The following is a 2358-nucleotide window of genomic DNA, read 5'->3' as shown; positions in this document are numbered from 1 at the left end:
TTGAGAAATTATTTTTAGAATAAAAACAAAAGAGAATCAAATAAAATGAAAAAGAAAATATTAAGTATCATAATTGTAGTAGCCATTGCATTAGTAGCGGGAGTTAAAATAGGCCAAGAAAAGAAAGAGATTTTTCTCTCTGATGTAATGTTAAATAATGTAGAGGCATTGGCAAGCGGAGAACTTGGATGGGGCATGTGCACTTATTATGGTTATTATTATGAGTGTTCTGTATATGAATGGGGTATTTTTAAGGGAACATGTAAATATAGTAGGGGATAAAAAAAAGAGGGCATTCAGCCCTCTTAAAAAATAAGAGAATGAAAATAAATATTTTTTTTATTATAATTTGTTTATTGCTCCCTTTGGGAGTTAAAGGGCAAGTTGATTTGTCTAAGCTTGGTCAATCAAATGGAATTACAAGGAAGAACTCGAGAGTGGGCGAAACATCTTCTGTCCCCAAACCAGATCCAAACAGTGAAAGATTTGCAGTGCGCCTGGAGATGCCCTATGATACAACTCAATTTTCTATCCATATGGAAGACTATCGAAAGGGGAATAAGATATTTTCCCAAGATGAATTAATAAACTTTGGAAGGTTTCTGAAAGGGTCTAAAGTAAATTTTGAAATTGTCCCTGATTTATCGAAAAGGAAGCATTTAAATCTATTTTTCTATTTTCAAGGCATGGACGTATACAGATTAAAGCTTGCAGATAAGGGTAAAATATTCAAGTGTGAATATTATAATGAAAAGAAAGATTTTGCGTTTAAGGAGGGTAAGCTGCTGTGCATATTTTACGAAACAGACAGCGATAAAGAGAGTGGTAATTTCTCTGATAAATGGACACGCCAGAAGAGAAAATTAGAAGATTACCTGCCGGATATTGATCGGTGTATAATTGTTTATTATAAATATAAATGAGAATTATGAAAAGATATCTGTTTTACTATCTCTGCATGAATATGGTATTACTAGAAGGATGTCAGAGTAAGCAGGAGTATAAAGACATTCAGCATATTAAATACGCAGATTTTGGCATACCTATTTCACTTCAAGGAGAAGAAGTTTTTTTTGATGAGCCTGTTTTGAAGCCAATGGGAGTTCTTGCTGCAGATTCTATTTTATTTGTATATAGCATGCTTTCTGATAAGCTTCTTTGCCGGTACAACCTAAATACGATGAAAAAAACAGGAGAATATATTTCTTTTGGTAGTGGCCCGGAGGAGTTAATGCATATTTCAAATATGCAAATATTGGATTCTTTACTCTGGATTATCGACAGTAACAGTAGAAGAGGTTTTGGTTATAACCTATTAAACATTTCAAATTCTGATACTGTAACAATGCAATCTCGTATCCAAATAAAGGATGCATTTAGCAGGATGAATATATTGCGTGATGGATCATCTGTAGCAACAGCATATAATCCCGAACACAACAGACTTACTTTTTTTGACATGAACGGTAATTATAAATTTACCAATGGCGATTTTCCTTTTTTCAGGAAAGATATAACTGCTATAGAAAATATTGAAGGCTTTACAGCTAATTTGATGTATTCTCCTGAAAATGAAAGAATTTATTTATTTTGTTTAGCTACCGATCTGATAGAAGTCTTTGATACTGAGGGGAACATACTGAGTAGAGTACATGGACCCGACTTTTTCTTTCCAGAAGTGAGAGAACAACATTTTGGCGATGGTAGTACAAAGGTGGCATTTGACTTTGATAAAGGCCGGGATGCCTATTTGGGACCATTAGTGGTTGCTGATGAGATATTTGTTCTTTATTCGGGCGCATCTTCAAGCCTTAGGAATGGGAATAAAAAAGATAAGATCTTGGTTTTTAATAAAGACTTAGACCCTTTACGATATTATCAATTATCAGAACCTGTTTTTAATATGGCTATAGATGTTAATTCGAAAACTATTTATGCCATAACCGATGAACCTGAATTTAGAATAATAAAATATAAATACTAGCAATATGACAGGAGCCAGAAAAGAGAAAAATCACTCGTTTGGTTACCGAATGGCAAGGGAAAGAGATTACTTCCCCCCCCCCAAAAAAAAAACGCTCTTCAACAGCAATGTTCACCCTCAAAAATACAGGCAACCATCCGCTTCTGATTATGGATATAGCAACAACTTGTGGTTGCGCTTCTCCTACATTCGATAAACACCCGGCACAACCGGGAGAAGTCTTACAGGTAAATGTGAATTATATACCCAAAGATACAGGGTTTTTCGATGAAACCCTCACGGTAAAATGTAACACAGAGAAATGGATTAAACTAAAAATAAAAGAGAATCAAATAAAATGAAAAAGAGAATTATAGGAGTTGCCCTGATGGCAA

At 34.3% G+C, this 2358-nt stretch carries 4 protein-coding genes; all 4 read left to right on the top strand.

What is annotated here, in order from left to right:
• Positions 1–45 precede the first annotated feature (45 nt).
• Genes D0T51_RS12150 through D0T51_RS12135 form a run of 4 tightly spaced genes read left to right on the top strand, consistent with a single transcriptional unit; the run spans position 46 to position 2325 of the window.
• The gene (locus tag D0T51_RS12150; RefSeq protein ID WP_163729666.1) at positions 46–282 is read left to right on the top strand and encodes an NVEALA domain-containing protein; all 237 of its coding nucleotides are present in this window, start codon (positions 46–48) and stop codon (positions 280–282) included.
• A gap of 38 nt (positions 283–320) precedes the next feature.
• Positions 321–923: a hypothetical protein gene (locus tag D0T51_RS12145; RefSeq protein ID WP_163729664.1), complete on the top strand. Its 603-nt coding sequence runs from the start codon at positions 321–323 to the stop codon at positions 921–923.
• 5 nt (positions 924–928) lie between these two features.
• Entirely contained in the window at positions 929–1984 is a 1056-nt protein-coding gene (locus D0T51_RS12140) for a BF3164 family lipoprotein (RefSeq protein WP_163729662.1), read from the top strand.
• 38 nt (positions 1985–2022) lie between these two features.
• Positions 2023–2325, top strand: a complete 303-nt coding sequence (locus D0T51_RS12135; protein WP_255495836.1) for a DUF1573 domain-containing protein — start codon at positions 2023–2025, stop codon at positions 2323–2325.
• Positions 2326–2358: the final 33 nt, after the last annotated feature.

Origin of the sequence: Parabacteroides sp. 52 (assembly GCF_010500925.1) — a bacterium.
Classification (GTDB): domain Bacteria; phylum Bacteroidota; class Bacteroidia; order Bacteroidales; family Tannerellaceae; genus QVMG01.
The sequence above is the reverse complement of the archived record's forward strand: the minus strand, read 5'-3'. Positions and strand labels throughout refer to the sequence as shown.